Genomic DNA, 16,222 nt, shown 5'->3' with positions numbered 1-16,222 from the left:
AATTTTAATACTTCTGAATTTGTTCAGAAATCCAGTTTAAATAATCCGCCGAGCCTTTAATAATCGGTAAGGCAATAATTTCAGGGACTTCGTAAGAGTGAAGTTGTTTAATTTGTGTTTCTAACTGCTCAAACTGTCTGAGATCTGTTTTGATCATTAATTGCCATTCATCCTCCTGACAGACTTCTGATTTCCAAGTATAAATCGAATGAATCGGTGTTAAGCTAACACAAGCTGCCAGTTGTTTTTCAACTAATGCTTTAGCTATTTTTTCCGCTTCTAACCTAGAACTTGCTGTAACCAGCACTACTGCATAATCTGTTCTCATTGATGCCTGATTAACTCTTTCTAATCATGATCTTAACTCAATTGCACACTTTTGAGTATGAGATTGATATAAATTAGAACAGGTGATCGCTAAATCCAGATAAAGTTTTAAAGATTGGGGTAATTTTGCCCCTTGAAACTGAGTATCTTCCAGGGTTGCTCCCAATAAAGACGCCTCTCTTAAATCAGCATTTCTTAAGTCAGCTTGGGGCAATTTTGCCCAGTTTAAATTTGCCCATATCAGACTCGCTCGTTCTAAATTGGCTCCCGTTAAATCCGCTTTTGTTAACCGAGTTCCTTGCATTTGCGCTGCACTGAAGTTAGCATTAATTAACGTCGCATCCTCTAAATCTGCACCATTGAGTTTGGCTTCACTTAGATTCACACCCTCAAGATTAACTCGACTTAATTTAAGACCATTCATATAAGCTTTTTGCAAATTAGCTCCACTTAATTCTACCCCAAATAGATTAGCTCCACTGAGTTTTGCGGCTACTAAATTCGCCCATTTAAAGTTAACTCCGGTTAAATTTGTTTCTCTTAAATTGGCTGATTGTAAATTCGCCGAGCATAAATTGGCGTTGGGTAATGTAGCGCGTCTTAAATTAGCTCCGGTCAGAATTGCACCACTTAAATTAGCATTAGGAAGTTTAGCTTTTACTAAAAAAGTGCCACTCAAATTGGCTTTACTCAGGTTAGCGTCTCCTAATTTAGCCTCGTTCATTTTGGCATAACTGAGATTGGCCCGATGCAAACAGGCACCATTCAATTTGACCCGACTCAGGAAGGCCCGACTTAAGTTCGCTCCCGTTAGGTTGGCCCTGGAAAGGTTAACCCCAATCAAAATCGCACCCGATAGGTCTGCACCCTGAAGGTCTACCTCTGTAAAATTGGTTTCCCCTTCCTCATACTGCCTCAAGAGTTGACTCACTTGCATAAATGTATCACTCCGCTTCCTGGACTTGTATTTTCAATATACCCGGAAATCTTAAGAAAGTTTTTATATTTTTGTGTTGAACATTCAACACTTCTGGCATAACGCCCCAAATCATCGGCGATCGCACTCTTTGGGACACTACCGACCTTCCCTACTACGTCCGCTGCATTTGGATTTGTATCGAGCAACGATGTGATTGCTTGTTATAGTTCCCGTTGTGTTACTTGGCAATGCTGCACAAGATACAACACCTAACTCATTAGGCGATCGCTCACTTAATTTTGAATACCCACCGATACAATTTATTGATTACTACAACTTAGAGATGAAACCGTATAACGACCAAGTTAGCCTGCGTTTGTGTCGATGCTGAGGACTACAACTCATCAATCGTTATCAACCCACCTTCCGTAAATTGGATCACAAGCTCATGGCTATCCAATAAAGCAGTTCCAACTAGAGGTCGTCGCCCTGTCGCAAATACACGAGCTTCTCGCTCCTCTCCGTTCCAGACAATAATTGCTCTATGAACAGGCAACATCACTCGGCTGTTGTCTGCCAAATTCGCACGCATATCGTATCTGAAGGGGAGATTCAGTAGTGCCACTGCTTCAGGTGGTAAACAAAGCTCATCGGTAAATCCTGTGTCTATCACGAATTCAATGGGGAAGTCAGCGCGATTTGGAATCCGAAATGGGATGGTAATAATCGGGTGTCCATCAGCCACAATCCCTGAAATCACTTGACTACACGCTCCATAATACCCCCACCAAAAGCGGCAGCAACGTTGTACCCAATTTTAATCCCAAAGAGTCGAGCATGGGGGTGCTTCTCGCTCAAGAAGTCAGCAGCGCGTAAGCCATTTGCATCAATCCTATAGTCACCTGTCTCAATGTCTATGATGACCATCTTGCCAATATTTTCTTCAACTTCCACTTCTTGGCGGATTCTGCTTTCGTACAGTTGCTCCGCACGTTGAGCAACTTCTTCGCGGCTTAAAAGGATGGCTTGCATAAGTTGACTCCCCAATCGCTACTCTAGCTCTGTAGATTTCCATAATATCCTATGAACAAACAGGAAAAGAGCGACTGACCTGTATTTGTGCATTTTCGGTTGAACCAAGCCATCGCTTAACGAAATCTGCATAAGCAGCAACATCCTGATAACTACCACGAAAATTCCCTTCGTGCGCTGCTTCATTCCGTAGAGAATTCATTCTCATAATGTACTTGGCATCGCTCACTTAATTTTGAATACCCACCGATACGATTTATCGATTGCTACAACTTAGAGATGAAGTGATATAACGGCTAAGTTGAGCGGTGACTAATATCCTTTGCATCCTCACCAATATCTCTGGCCCTTGGGCTCCAACGTGTTGTTAGACCGGGCTTTCGCGACAAGCTCACAACTTCTCTTCCGCTTTCCGCTTGCTGCTTTTGTAAATCAGCAAAGATAGCCTTCAAGTCATGATTGAATGACCGAGAATACTCTTCACGAATTCTGTGAATTTCTTCTACAATTGCATCTTGATACATAATCAATCTCCAAGAAGTTCATAGGGTGTACAAAGAATAGGCAACTCGTATCCCAAATCAAGACTAATCTCTGCCAGTTTTCTTTGAATTTGAGCATTGGCAATGTGCTTACAGTTCCATGTGAGTAGGTAATCCATACCGTGAACAGTTGCGGCTGCAATATGAACAGCGTCAACATCAGCTTTTGCGGGAAGGCTACTGCGTTCCAAAAATTGCTCTGCTAAATCAAGTACAGATTGGCTTAAATCGAGTAACGCGAGGTTGGAAATGATTTCGAGTCGTCGAGATGCGATTTCGGTATCTCCCTGTGAAGTTTCTTTTACAACTGCTTGGGAGGAGTAGAGTTGGAAAGCACTGCGGCGCGTATCCCACCATTCCCTTGTTATCTCGATATTGGCAGCCACAACCAGATCTCTGCTAGGTCGAGCAGTGAGATAGCCTAAAACACTCGTTTCGATGTAGACAGTTTCACTCATGCAGAAAATGGGCGACAACTTTTTCTATTTTAGTCCACACCGTTGATCGTCTGGCTCAGGTGCAGCCTTGCCTGTCCTATTTTGGAATTGCCAAGGAGGATCAGCAAGAATAGTTCCATACCCCCGTCTTGACACATCTTTAAGAAAATCTTGAGCGGGCGTAATTACTTCGTCATCCATGATCTAGCAATTTTGCGAATAGAGCTTTTCAGTTATCCCAAAGACAAGAATAGGACATCCACCACCACTACCGCCCTTGATTCTTTGTAGCAGTTTAGACATATGCGTAGTCGAGGCGCCATATGAATTACCACGCCCCAGCATATTAAAGATATCTTGAAGATGGTCACATCTTGTGATGATTACACCAACACTGATTGCCCGCAAGTCAAATAGAAGACGGAAGTTATTAAGGTCACGATCAAAGAAGGGGTCTTTGTTGTTCCATTCAATTTCTAGTGCAATTCTATTCTTGTAACAATCCACTTTATGAGTTGGAGAATCCATGATATCCTCATCTACTGTTACAGATGTTGCGAATTTTTTCTCAACCCAACCTCGATTGTATAAAAAGTTATCAATAGATTCTGATACCTGTGATTTTCTTCCACCACCAACAGTAAGCCAACTTTTACAAAGACAGAACTGATCAAGCAAGTCTATGATGTCTTGCCATTCAGTTTTGAAATCCCCGGAGAGTATTGCACAAGCGTGTTTCCATTCATGAATTTCATATTTATCCTGAACAGACTGCGGTAATAGCTGAGTGCCCATGTTTTGAATTGCCTCTATAATATTGTGTTGATTCACTCAGAGCCAGATTTGAGATGACTAATTCTCCTAATCCCAATTCTGAACCGATTTTACATCCTCGACGACGGTTAAAGCGCATCCTGATTTGGGGGGGTGTGGGCTGCGGAATTACGCTGTTAACGGTGGGAACAGGAGCCGCCTGGTTTATTCGATATCGGTTAGCTCCCATTATTGGCGGTGTCTTAGAAACGATTGTACAACGGCCTGTTAATGTTGGCCCTGTTGAAGGATTTACCCTCAATAGTATTCGTTTTGGAAATTCATCAATCCCTCCAACAGCAACGGATACCGACAAAGCAGAAGCGGAAGCAGTAGAAGTTAATTTTTCCCTTTTATCTTTATTTAAACCAAAAGTTCAACTAGATATTACTTTAATTAAACCTAATGTTTATATTGAGGAAGACGCATCAGGAAACTGGATTAATACAAAGCTGAATTTAGATCCGAATCCTCCCATTACTTTAGTTTTTAGAACGATTGGAATTGAAAATGCTCAAATTAATTTAATGCCTTATGAAATTTTAAGGGCTAATTCTCAAGGGAAGAAAACACAAAAACCGATTTTAATTGCCGTTGATCAAGTTAGAGCTAACTTAAGCGAAGATAATGAACGAATTCAAGCTGATTTAGCTGGAAAAATTGGCGATACGGGAACCTTTGCGATTAAGGGAGATGCCTTACTAGAACCAGGAAAAGTCAATGCTCAAATTCGAGCTAATCGTATAGACTTACCCTTAATAGCATGGTTTGTTTCTACTCCCGGTATATCAGTAAAACGGGGTAAATTAAATACAAATTTAAGCGTTAAATTAGATGATTATAAACCCCTAGATGTGCGGGGAACGTTAAATTTAGATCAAATTAAAGTTGCGGTTGACAATCTTCCCGATCCTGTTAACTTAAGTCAAGCTAAATTGCGATTTGCGGGAACTCAATTGATTATTGATCAGTTTAACACCACAATGGGAGATTTAGCTCTAAATTTGAAGGGATCTGTTTTAACAAATCCCGATTTAGAATTGGCTAAAACTCAAGTTGATTTAGTCGCTAATTTACAACCTGTTCAAGTTTCGACACTGTTAAAAACAGTAGAAGGAATTCAAGGGAAACCTGTAAAGCTTCCTTTTCCAGTTACAGGAGAATTAAAAGCCGATGTTAACTTAAAAGGCTATTTACAAACTCCTCAAATTTCAGGAACAATTGCTACCACACAACAAACTTTAGTAGATCGGGTTTATTTTGATACAATTCAAACAGATTTTAATATATTAGCTAAATTTGATCCCAATTTTAAAATTTTAGCCGACCCGATTATTGGAATTAAAAATTTATTAATTCAACCGTCCGTTGGGGGTTCTGTCAAGGGAAATGGAGAAATTCAATTAAACGGATTAACTGCATTATTAGAACCTCAACCCGAACTGCTTAAACCCGGTGATAAAGTCATTATCCGTCAACAAAAACCCACTCCAAATCAACCCCTTCCAACATTACCCCAAAACCGTGAAATTACAACCCGAAAAGTTGAATTTAATCCAGCCGTTAAGTTGGATTTTAGTGTAGATAATATTCCAGGGGATGCGATCGCACAATCCTATGGACTCTTACCCAATTTTCAGGTCGGAAATTTATCAGCAAACGCTCAAATTGCAGGAAATTTAGATAACTTAAAAGGTCAGGCTGAATTTAATTTACCCTCAGCAACCTATCCCATTGCAGGTCAAGCTCAATTTTTAGGAAATACCGCCAAAGCTCAAGTTGAAATTGCTAACGGTAATCTTAATCTAATTGCTCAAAAAAATAATAACGATATTTGGAATGCAGAAATATTAGGAAATCAAATTGCCATCACGCCTTTAATAGATTTAGGATTATTATTCGCCTCAATTCCTAACTCTACAAAACAACAAATTCAATCTGTTGATTTAACCGATGGACGTTTAAATCTAGCCGCAAAATTATCAGGAAATTTAAAAGATTTTTCCTTGAATACCATAACGGCTGATAGTCAAATTCAACTTAATTTTCAGGATAGCACCATTAATGCGATCGCTCAACTTCAAAACGGACTATTTCAAACCGACTTCTCTAGCGATAATTTAGCCTTACCTCGATTAATTAATATTGGATTACCCTTAGCAAATTTACCCCAGACTACAACCGCACAAATTCAAAACTTAGATTTCAGCCAAGGAACTCTACAAATTGCAGGTTCTCTCAACGGTAATATAGAAAATTTTACCCCCAATAGCCTCACGGGAACCGCAAAAACAATAATTAATTTAGGTAATTTAGGGGGAATCATTACCGCCAATAGTCAAGTGAATCAAGGACAGTTTCAAGGAGACTTTAACGCCAGAGACGTTCAACTCAATCCTTGGATTAATTTAGGCTTACCCCTGGCTAATTTACCCGCTAATATTCAGAGCCAAGTTCAAACAATTGACCTGCGGAATAGTCGTTTAACAGGTGGCGGAAATATTACCGGAAATTTAACTAATTTAAACTTAAATAGCTTGATTGCTAACGGATCAGGACAAGTGAATTTAGGCAATTTTGGCGGCACGATTAATGCCGAAGGACAATTACAAAATAGTCAGTTAATAGCTCAAGTTATTACGAATCAGATTCCTCTGCAACCTCTGATCAATTTAGGATTACCCTTAGCGGATTTAAAACCGAGTTTGGTAGCCGAAATTAACGCCTTAAATTTACAAGGAGGTTTCCTCCAAGGGTTAGCAAACTTTCGGGGAAATTTAACTAATTTTTCGCCTAATAATTTAATTGCAACCCTTGATGGACAAGTGAATTTAGGTCAAGGAGGAGGCCTACTTTTAGCAACTGGAGAAACCCAACAAGGACAATGGAAAGCAGGTTTTAAAGGAGATCAAATTGCTCTGAGTCGGTTCTCTCAATTAGTGGAATCTCAAATCCCCGAACTAACAGCAAGTTTACGTCAAAATGGACTGTTAGAGCAAGCGGAAAATATGCCTTTATTACGAGGATTATTAAATACTGAAATCATGGGACAGGGGAATATTGCTACTTTTAATCCTAGCACAATTCGGGCATTAGGTCAATTACGGCTAACAGAATTACCGATAATTAAACAACCTTTTGATGCGATTGCGAGTTGGAATGGTCAACAAATTAATATTCAAAAAGCCGAAACCCCAGGATTTTCAACCGATGGGTTAGTTGGGGTTGAGTTTCAAGGAAATGGGATTCCTCAATTGTCAAATTTAAACTTAAATGTTCGGGTTAATAACTTTAATTTACAATCGCCCTTAGCTCAGAATCTCTTAACGGCTTTACCCCCAGAAGTTACAACGGGAGATAGCCCTTTAGTGGCGGGAATTGTTAACTTTAATGGTAAGTTAACGGGAACCCTTTCTACCTTAAACTTAAACGGAAATTTAAGATTAAATAATTTTGCCCTTCGGGATGTCACCTTTGATCCCATTTTAGCCGGAATTGTTAATATTAGTCCGGGTCAACAGGTGAATGTTGCTTTAGCCGGAGAACAGGATAAAATTGAACTGGTTTTAAATGATCAATATTTACCTGTTTCCTTTTTAGTTCAACGGGATGAAAGCCTATTAGTTGGACAATCACAAGGAAATAATTTAAACGTTAACTTAGAACAATTTCCCCTACAAGCTTTAAGTCTTTCCCCCTTAGCCGAGTTAGATATTGGACTTTTAAAAGGCATAGCATCGGGAGAATTAACCATCTCTAATTTAGCTAGTTTCAATGTTAATCAAATTGGGGTAACGGGAAATGTTGCGGTTCAAAATCCAACATTAGGATATATTGAAGCGGATTCTTTTGTGGGAAATATTAATTATAAAAATGGCATTGCTGAGTTAACTAATGCCGAACTTAAGAAAGGCATCACTCAAGTTTTAATTAATACTCAAGCTAATGTTTCTGAAATTTTAGCGAGTCTTTCTAACCCCCAAGCTCAGAATTTATCCACTGTATCTAATCAATTTCAAGGAACGATTAAAATCCCTCAAGGGAGTTTACAGGATGTCTTAACCGCCTTAAAAATCTTTAATTTAGAAGATTTAGCCAGAGGATTAAAACCCCCAAATTATGCAACAGCCACAGAAGTCATCCCTGTTCCGATTCGTTTATCGGAAGATGCTACTTTATTGCAGCAATTACGACGATTTGCAGAAATTAGAGCACTTTTACAACAATCCATTGCAGAAGCGGCGGAGGAACCTTTACCTCCCTTACAAGATTTACAAGGAAAATTTACCGGAGAAATTGCCTTTCAAGGTTCAATTCAATCGGGAATTCAAGCAACAGCAACGGTTAAAGGTCAAGATTGGAATTATGGAAAATATACCGCCAATCAGTTTTTATTAGAAGCTGATTTTGCTGATAATGTATTGCGAGTTGAACCCATACAACTGCGTTCTGGTACGGCATTATATGATTTTCGGGGACAATTAAATTTAGCCAATCAACAACCCTCTGGTCAGTTGCGGGTGAAAAATATCCGCTTAGAAGAAATTGAAAAAATTGTCGATTTACCGAATGTTGATTTAACCGGACAATTGAATATTCGAGCCAGTGTTGGGGGAACCTTAGAGAATCCTCAATCATCGGGGGAATTAACCTTATTAGATGCAACGGTTAATGGTGATCCGGTTCAAGAAGCTCAAAGTAGTTTTAGTTATAATAATGCTCGCTTACGATTTGGAGGAAGCTTATTAGTAACGGAAACCGATCCGATTGCATTTAAAGGAACTTTACCGTTTAAATTACCCTTTGCTGAAGTTTCCCCGGAAAGTGATTTAGTCGATGTTCGAGTTGAGATTAAAGATGAAGGATTAGCGGTAATTAATTTACTCAATCCTGAGTTAGATTGGCAGGAAGGAAAAGGATTAGTACAATTAAGAATTCATGGCACATTGCAACAACCTGAAGCGGGAGGAATTAAACTCGATCTTCAACCCGAAGGATTATTTAAAATTCAAGATGCAGTCTTAACCGCCCGCAGTTTAGAACAGTCAATTGTCGGATTAAGTGGAACAGCTTTATTTACAGGCGATCGCATTCAAGTTAAAGATATTCAAGGGGAATTACAAGGAGATAAAGGAACCGGAAATATCCTCTTAAGTGGTGTTTTACCTGTGTCTCATCCCTTAACAGCTAATGATCCTGATCTGCAAACTCCCCTACAATTAGGCTTAGATCAATTAACATTAAATTTACCCGATATCTATAAAGGAAATGCTTCGGGTGTGATCACAATAACAGGAACCGCTTTAAAACCAAAATTAGGAGGAGAAGTGATATTAAGTCAGGGAAGAGTGATTTTACCTTCCCAAGAAACCGCCACATTACCAACTAATACAACAACAACTCCTCAGCCCCCTGTCAATGTCAGTTTAAATGGATTAAAACTCACTTTAGCTGATAATATTCAAGTCATGACTCCCCCAATTTTAGATGCACCTTTAATTAATTTTGATGCTAAAGGAACGATTCAATTAAATGGAAGTGTAGCCAATATTAATGATATTCGTCCTCAAGGAACCATTGAACTAACGGGGGGACAAGTGAATCTTTATACCAGTCAATTACGCTTAGATCGAGGCTATCCCCAACGGGCAATATTTGTACCTTCCGAGGGACTCGACCCAATTTTAGATGTGCGCTTAGTGACCCGTGTTCCTGAAGCAGTGAGGTTTGTATCTTCTCCTTCGGCTTTTCCTTCTGAACAAACGGAAGCTTTAAGTCCTTCTCGGTTTGGAACAGTAAGAACTATCCGTATTGTTGCTGTTGTGCGCGGTGCTGCATCGGAAATTAATGATATTATTAAGTTACAAAGTTCTCCTCCTCGTTCTCAAAATGAATTACTAGCTTTATTAGGAGGAAGTGTGATTCAAGGCATTCAAGAGGATAGTACATTAGTATTAGCAAATATTGCCAGTACAGGATTATTTGGCAGACTGCAACGCAATATTATTAATGCAACGGGTTTAACAGAATTTAGAATTTATCCCTCACGGGTTGCGGAACGAGGTTCAAGTGGTAAAGCTTCAGCATTAGGAGTGGGAATTGAAGTGGGTTTAGATGTAACTGATAATGTTTATGTTTCTTTAAGCCGTGTTTTGGCGGCTCAACAACCCTTTCTCTTTAATATTAATTATCGTTTGAATGATAATTTATTGTTACGCGGTGCAACTAATTTTAATAATGAAAGTGAAATTCGTTTTGAGTATGAAACTAGATTTTAAGTTATAGTAGGGAACAAGGAATAGCTTAACAGGGAACACCGCAGGATATGTAATATGAAATCCCATTATAGATGCTACAGATGATCCCCTCTAACCCCCTGTAGAGACGTTGCATGCAACGTCTCTACAGGGGGGGATTTGTAGCAAACATTTCGAGATTTCATATAATTTTTCGGCTGATTCTACAATATTGATTTTGATTATTCCTGTCATTGCTACTCTCCTCCTGTGAGCGATTGTTTTCAGGCTGGGTGAGATCGCCTACCCCACTGACCAAAGCTCTTCCTCTGTGGTTGTTTTCTTCCTAAAGGCTGTTTTTTCCGGTGGCGATCGCTTTTATTAATAAATCCTGAATTTGCAAAGTGTAACCCCCTGGGTTAAAATCTCCCTCGATAGATACTGAATCATAAAAGTTTATTGGTTGCCTAGAGCCATCGTTGCCATTGATCATGCAAAAAATAAAACCTAATTTAATTTTAACGGTGGGAGTTGCGGTGCTGCTGGTTGGGGGTGGAATAGCAGCCTACTACACCTTAGTTTCGCGTAAATTTTTAGAAGGTGTTCCCCTGGGTGCGAATGTTGTCCCCCAAGAAGCAATGGTGGCGGTATCCCTCTCCACAGACACCCAACAATGGGACAAATTAAACCAATACGGAACACCCCAATCTCAAGCCGCGTTGCAAGACATCCTCAAAGATTGGCAAAATCGAGTGTTTACAGACAATGGCTATGATTATCAAAAAGATATTCAGCCTTGGGTGGGTAAAGAAATCATGGTTGCATTTTTACCCCATTCTAGTTTACTCTCTGGCACTCCTCCAACTACGGATAGTTCCAGCACCCTGAATCAACAGGCGATGGTGATGGTGCTTCCGATTGCGAACCGGGCTAAAGCTAAAGAATTATTATCACAACCGAAAACCATTCCTCAAGGTCAAACAACTCAACGATCTTATCGAGGAGTTGATATTATTGAAACCCAAGGAAATCCTAAACAAAATTATTCTATGGCGGTTTTAGGAGAGGATTTCTTAGTGGTGACAACTGATCCAAATGCAACTGAACGCGCCATTGATACCTATCGGGGTTCAGGTTCTTTAGCGAAAACCCCTGGATATCCTGCCGCCTTAGAAAAGATTAAAACGACGAATCCCTTTGCTCAAGTTTACCTGAATATTCCCGTCGCCACAACAGTTGCCTCCTACCATTCAGCCCGTCCTATTCCTACGGAAAAGTTAGAACAAGTTCAACAGCATCAAGGGTTAGCGACGAATATTACGCTAGAATCTCAAGGAGTTGGGCTTAAAAGCGTGTCTTGGTTAAAACCCAATAGTCAGAAAAAATTTACCGTTGAAAATCAAGCCCAAGAAAGTCTGAAATGGATTCCAGAAAATACATTGATGATGGTTTCTGGAAGTAATTTAAAACGGGTTTGGGAAGATTATACTCAAGGCGCAAATGCGAATCCGATCGCCCCGTTTAATCCTCAAGTTTTGAGTTCTAGTTTTAAATCAGCAACAGGGATGGAGTTAGAAAAAGATGTTCTCAATTGGATGAATGGAGCATTTTCTTTATCTTTAGTTCCCGCTAATCCAAATCCTAGAGCTTTAGAACGATTTGTGGCGGGATTAGTATTAACTGTAAAGGTGAATGATCGCACGGCGGCGGATAAATCCTTAACCCAGTTAGATGAGGTGATGAAGAATAAGAAATTTAAAGTCAGTGAAACTAAAATAAAAGGTCAACCTGCGGTGCAATGGGTTTCTCCTTTTGGGGGATTTCTTGTAACTCGTGGTTGGTTAGAAGGAGATGTGGCTTTTATGACCTTGGGGGGATCAATTGCGGATCAAATTGTTCCTATTCCTCAAGTTCCTATTACCTCTAATCCCCTCTTTCAGCAAAGTGTTCCGATGGGACTCAACCCCAATAATGGCAACTTTTTTATGAATGTTGAACGGGTGTTTGATCCGAAGGTTAGAACTTTATCTTTACCTCAACTTCCGCCTCAGCAAAAAGTGTGGGTTGATGCCATTCAATCGATAGGATTAACCACCGCAATTCTGAGCGATCGCACCAGCCGTTATGATATTTTTGTTAAAGTTAAAACCGCAACCACTCAACCTACTGAAACTCCCTCAAAACAACCTTAAATGCTGTTTGTTGACGGTTACGGGCGGGATAACCCCGCCCCTACGACGGTTAACTGTCAACAGTCCTATTTTCTGTTCCTGTGATTGGATGCAGCAATTCTAAGCGAAATTCGTGACGAGTTTCAGCCTTTAAATAACGGCGTTGCAATTCTTCCCATTTTTGCCAAGATTGATAACGATTTTGAGCTAATAAACCGATAAAAACTGGGAGTTTGGAGTTGATTTTGGAGGGGATGATCTCAGCTATTTTTTCCCCTAAAACTATACTATCCTGAATATTCCCTAAATCCTCTTGAATCGATTTCATATCTTCTAAATAATCGGAATATTTAGAACTATAAAAATCCGTAAATAAATTCATCTGATAACGCACCCGCTTGACTTTCTTTCTTAAACTGTGCAAGAATTTTCCCTGCTGATCTAAAATTGCTTCTAAGGTTTCTAAAGATATAGAATTCAGTTGAGCTTGAGTTTCACCGACTTGCCAACCGGGATGCAAAAATAACTCACTAATTTGAGGAAGTAATAAATCGGGTAGAACTTCATCAATAGGGAGCTTTTCGAGAGGGGTAAAACAAGGTTCTTCTAACCAATCTTGTAAATCCTCTTTTAACTTTTTATAAGTTTTATGGTCTAACGTCCATTCCACAAGTCGAAAGGCTTTGTGACGTTGTTTAACCAAATTTATTAAGATTTTATCTAAGGTTTCTTGTTCTGATGGCGGTAACTGCGAATAATAATGGTTTTGTAATGTTTCTAATAAAACATCTAAATCTCGTAATGTTCCCAAACGCCGCCCTATCTTGCCAATTTTTTCATCCTCAGCAGATTCCGGTAATTCTAACACCGGAGCAAACCCTACAATCGCAGAACGCAACCGTCGCATTCCCACCCGCATTTGATGGAGTTCTTCAGGATCATCATCTTTTAAAACTTCTGATTCATGACTAATGACTTTTTCCAAATGTTTTTGAATGGCTTGTACAGCCCAATATCCTAACGTCTGGGTTTGAGAATTGATTTGTGTTTTCATAAAAAATATCTAGATTCCCCTGTCTGAGCGAAATTAATAAACCCCTATCCCTGAATATTATACAAAAATTGAGTTTAGTTACCGATCACTCTGGTTTTTAGTTCAGTAATCAAGCTCTTAATCTGACTATAAGCTTGGTTTGGAGACATTATTCCTTCGGCTTCTAAGCTAAAAATTTGAGTGACATGAGTAGCAAACTCTTGCAATTGCTCTCGCTCTGATAAAGAAGGCATTTGAGTCTCCGAATGCTCAATCTGAGTCCCATCAAAAAAATCGGGGGTTAATCTCATTTTTGTGTCCAAACCCTGCGGATTGTAGTTATATTGTAGAATAAACAACATAACTTTTGATTTTAAAGAAGAAAAGAATTAAAGTCAATCTGTTTTACAAAAATTCTCAGTTTTTTAGAAAAAGTAATATTTAAAAACCTGATGATTTTTGCTGAATACGCTTAGATTAAATTTAACCTAAAGATTAAGCTAATTTAATCTTAAATCCTTATGGTTTAGGGTAGCGCATGAGGAGTGAAATATGGCTAATTTTAAGGTTTTTTTAGTGTTTGTACTGTTTCTGCTGTCGGCAGACTTTATAGCAACATTCTTTTACCATGTTCCCGAACATATTTTTGGTAAATACCATGCTTTGATTCATCACAGTCCTAACCGCAGTTTTATTTATTATGCCCTTGTCCAGAAAAAGCCTAGAGTTCTCTTATCAGGATTTATGGCTTTTTTACCCTATTGTATTTTTATCCCTGTATTTTGGGCAATTTCTCCGATCGGAACATTATTAGGTGTAGCGATCGCAGGAGTTCATGTTTGCTGGAGACATCAACCGATCAGAGCCCAAAAAACACCTGTTTTCCTGCAAAAAATCTGCGAAGTTTTGTATATTACAACTCCCGAAAGACATTGGAAACACCATCAAAACTATCGAGTTGCTTATGGGGATATTTTTACCTTTTATGATCAACCTGCACAAAAATGGTATAAAATTTTAGTGCAAGTCAAAAAGAAATGTCGTAGCTATTTTAATTTAATTTAATAGGGATAGGAAAAAAACTTAATTCTAATTTGTACCTATTTTGATTCAACTCAATCATTTCCAGCCTATCCCTAGAGTTTGAGGGCATATAGCAAGTCTATTAGAAATATTAATCTCTTTCTGGACTTTTAAATAATCCAGATACTTGATTTATGGATCAATTTCATTCATAATAACTTTAATGCTTTATCCAGTTACCAATGCCTAACTTTAAAAAAATTACTCACGTTATTTACGATTTAGATGGTTTGCTGTTAGATACAGAACCTCTTCATGCCAAAGTCAATCAAATGCTTGTCAACCATTATGGTAAAACGATTGATCATACTCTCAGTTGCAAAGTTAGGGGAAGAAAATCCCATGATTCAGCAAAACTTCTGATTCAAGAGTTAGATTTATCGATGACGGTAGAAGAATTTTCCAAACAAAAAGATGCAATTATTTATGACTTCTATCCCCATGTTTCTCCCTTAGAGGGAGCCGTGCGTCTGACACAACATCTCGCTTTTAATAATATTCCTCAAGCCGTCGCTACCAGTTCAGGAACTCGTCCGTTTACCGCTAAAACCCAAAGTCATCAACACTGGTTTTCCCTATTTCAACAAATTGTTCGAGGGGATGATCCTGAACTTAAAAATGGCAAACCTGCCCCCGATATTTTCCTCTTGGTCGCTCAACGTTTAGGGGCAAACCCTGAAGAATGTTTAGTTTTTGAAGATGCCTTAGCAGGGGTTTCCGCAGCTAAAGCCGCAGGAATGTCAGTGGTTGCTGTTCCCGCACCTGATATGGATCAATCCCTTTACCAAGAAGCCGATCAAATTCTCAATTCTCTGAATGAATTTGAACCCGAATTATGGGAGTTACCGAAGTTTTAATCCCCAACTCAAGCCTTAGATTATTAACCTTTTCTTAACTTGACACATCAATTTTTTTTGATATAATTTTAATATCCCTAATCCTAACTTTCACAGGGGATATTTTATGACTACTAGACTATCAAAATTGCCCAGTTCTCTCAAAACCTTAACTTTAGCTGTTGGGACTGCTACCCTGCTTTTGGCGTGCAGTCCAGGTCAGACCAAACAGACAAAAGCCATTCATATTGATGGCTCTAGTACCGTCTATCCCATTACTGAGACCATTGTTAAAGAATATAATGCTCAGACTGCTTCTAATCTGGATGTAAAAGTTAATTTTTCAGGAACCGGAGGAGGTTTTAGAAAATTTTGTGCTGGAGAAACCGACATCAGTAATGCTTCTCGGCCCATTTTAAAAGCCGAAATAGAAGCTTGTAAAAAAAACAATATTTCTTATCTGGAATTACCCGTTGCTTTTGATGCCTTGACGATTGTAGTTAATCCTCAAAATACCTGGGCTCAGGATATCACCGTTGCGGAATTAAAGAAACTTTGGGAACCCCAAGCAGAAGGACAAATTAAAACTTGGAATCAAATTCGCTCGTCCTGGCCAAACCAACCGATTAATCTCTATGGCCCCGGTAAAGATTCAGGAACCTTTGATTATTTTACCGCCGCTATTGTTGGGGAAGAAGGCGCAAGTCGAAGCGATTATCAAGCCAGTGAAGATGACGAAATTATTGCACAGGGAGTGATGAATGATCCCAATGGACTCGGCTATTTTGGCTAT

General features: G+C 39.1%; 15 protein-coding genes. 5 read left to right on the top strand and 10 right to left on the bottom strand.

Going from position 1 to position 16,222, the window contains the following annotated elements; translation table 11 throughout:
- Positions 1-4 precede the first annotated feature (4 nt).
- From cutA to PL8927_RS07405, 8 genes are all read right to left on the bottom strand, one after another.
- The gene (cutA, locus tag PL8927_RS07440) at positions 5-328 is read right to left on the bottom strand and encodes a divalent-cation tolerance protein CutA (RefSeq protein WP_083619173.1); all 324 of its coding nucleotides are present in this window, start codon (positions 326-328) and stop codon (positions 5-7) included.
- A gap of 24 nt (positions 329-352) precedes the next feature.
- The gene (locus PL8927_RS07435) at positions 353-1,264 is read right to left on the bottom strand and encodes a pentapeptide repeat-containing protein (RefSeq protein WP_083619170.1); all 912 of its coding nucleotides are present in this window, start codon (positions 1,262-1,264) and stop codon (positions 353-355) included.
- 376 nt (positions 1,265-1,640) lie between these two features.
- Positions 1,641-2,006 carry a clan AA aspartic protease gene (locus PL8927_RS07430; protein ID WP_083619161.1) on the bottom strand — a complete coding sequence of 122 codons (366 nt, stop codon included), beginning with the start codon at positions 2,004-2,006 and terminating at the stop codon, positions 1,641-1,643.
- Positions 2,003-2,278, bottom strand: a complete 276-nt coding sequence (locus PL8927_RS07425; RefSeq protein ID WP_083619158.1) for a hypothetical protein — start codon at positions 2,276-2,278, stop codon at positions 2,003-2,005. The genes PL8927_RS07430 and PL8927_RS07425 overlap by 4 nt, the downstream gene beginning before the upstream one ends.
- A 296-nt stretch (positions 2,279-2,574) precedes the next feature.
- Entirely contained in the window at positions 2,575-2,802 is a 228-nt protein-coding gene (locus PL8927_RS07420) for a hypothetical protein (protein ID WP_083619154.1), read from the bottom strand.
- Positions 2,803-2,804: 2 nt separating this feature from the next.
- Positions 2,805-3,278 carry a type II toxin-antitoxin system VapC family toxin gene (locus PL8927_RS07415; RefSeq protein WP_083619152.1) on the bottom strand — a complete coding sequence of 158 codons (474 nt, stop codon included), beginning with the start codon at positions 3,276-3,278 and terminating at the stop codon, positions 2,805-2,807.
- A 24-nt stretch (positions 3,279-3,302) separates the two neighbouring features.
- Complete coding sequence (locus PL8927_RS07410; protein ID WP_197047347.1) at positions 3,303-3,458, bottom strand: hypothetical protein; 156 nt, start codon at positions 3,456-3,458, stop codon at positions 3,303-3,305.
- Between the two features lie 3 nt (positions 3,459-3,461).
- Positions 3,462-4,052, bottom strand: coding sequence for a BglII/BstYI family type II restriction endonuclease (locus PL8927_RS07405; protein ID WP_083619516.1), 591 nt, complete (start codon positions 4,050-4,052; stop codon positions 3,462-3,464).
- A 53-nt stretch (positions 4,053-4,105) separates the two neighbouring features.
- Here PL8927_RS07405 and PL8927_RS07400 point away from each other — a divergent pair, with 53 nt between their 5' ends.
- Positions 4,106-10,348, top strand: a complete 6,243-nt coding sequence (locus tag PL8927_RS07400) for a translocation/assembly module TamB domain-containing protein (RefSeq protein WP_083619144.1) — start codon at positions 4,106-4,108, stop codon at positions 10,346-10,348.
- Between the two features lie 449 nt (positions 10,349-10,797).
- Positions 10,798-12,498: a DUF3352 domain-containing protein gene (locus tag PL8927_RS07395; RefSeq protein WP_231505948.1), complete on the top strand. Its 1,701-nt coding sequence runs from the start codon at positions 10,798-10,800 to the stop codon at positions 12,496-12,498.
- 49 nt (positions 12,499-12,547) lie between these two features.
- Here the strand turns inward: PL8927_RS07395 and PL8927_RS07390 are convergent, their stop codons facing one another.
- Together PL8927_RS07390 and PL8927_RS07385 are read right to left on the bottom strand one after the other, a co-directional pair.
- Entirely contained in the window at positions 12,548-13,531 is a 984-nt protein-coding gene (locus PL8927_RS07390; protein WP_083619142.1) for a CHAD domain-containing protein, read from the bottom strand.
- A gap of 74 nt (positions 13,532-13,605) precedes the next feature.
- Entirely contained in the window at positions 13,606-13,821 is a 216-nt protein-coding gene (locus PL8927_RS07385) for a DUF7219 family protein (protein ID WP_083619140.1), read from the bottom strand.
- A gap of 241 nt (positions 13,822-14,062) precedes the next feature.
- Between PL8927_RS07385 and PL8927_RS07380 the strand changes: the two genes are divergently transcribed.
- From PL8927_RS07380 to PL8927_RS07370, 3 genes are all read left to right on the top strand, one after another.
- Positions 14,063-14,575: a sterol desaturase family protein gene (locus tag PL8927_RS07380; protein WP_083619138.1), complete on the top strand. Its 513-nt coding sequence runs from the start codon at positions 14,063-14,065 to the stop codon at positions 14,573-14,575.
- 200 nt (positions 14,576-14,775) lie between these two features.
- Positions 14,776-15,450 (top strand): HAD-IA family hydrolase, encoded by a 675-nt coding sequence (locus PL8927_RS07375; RefSeq protein ID WP_083619137.1) that lies wholly within the window; start codon positions 14,776-14,778, stop codon positions 15,448-15,450.
- Positions 15,451-15,556: 106 nt separating this feature from the next.
- Positions 15,557-16,222: PstS family phosphate ABC transporter substrate-binding protein (locus tag PL8927_RS07370; protein ID WP_156093127.1), on the top strand; the 666-nt coding region annotated here is incomplete at its 3' end.

Origin of the sequence: Planktothrix serta PCC 8927 (assembly GCF_900010725.2) — a bacterium.
Lineage (GTDB): Bacteria > Cyanobacteriota > Cyanobacteriia > Cyanobacteriales > Microcoleaceae > Planktothrix > Planktothrix serta.
The sequence above is the reverse complement of the archived record's forward strand: the minus strand, read 5'-3'. Positions and strand labels throughout refer to the sequence as shown.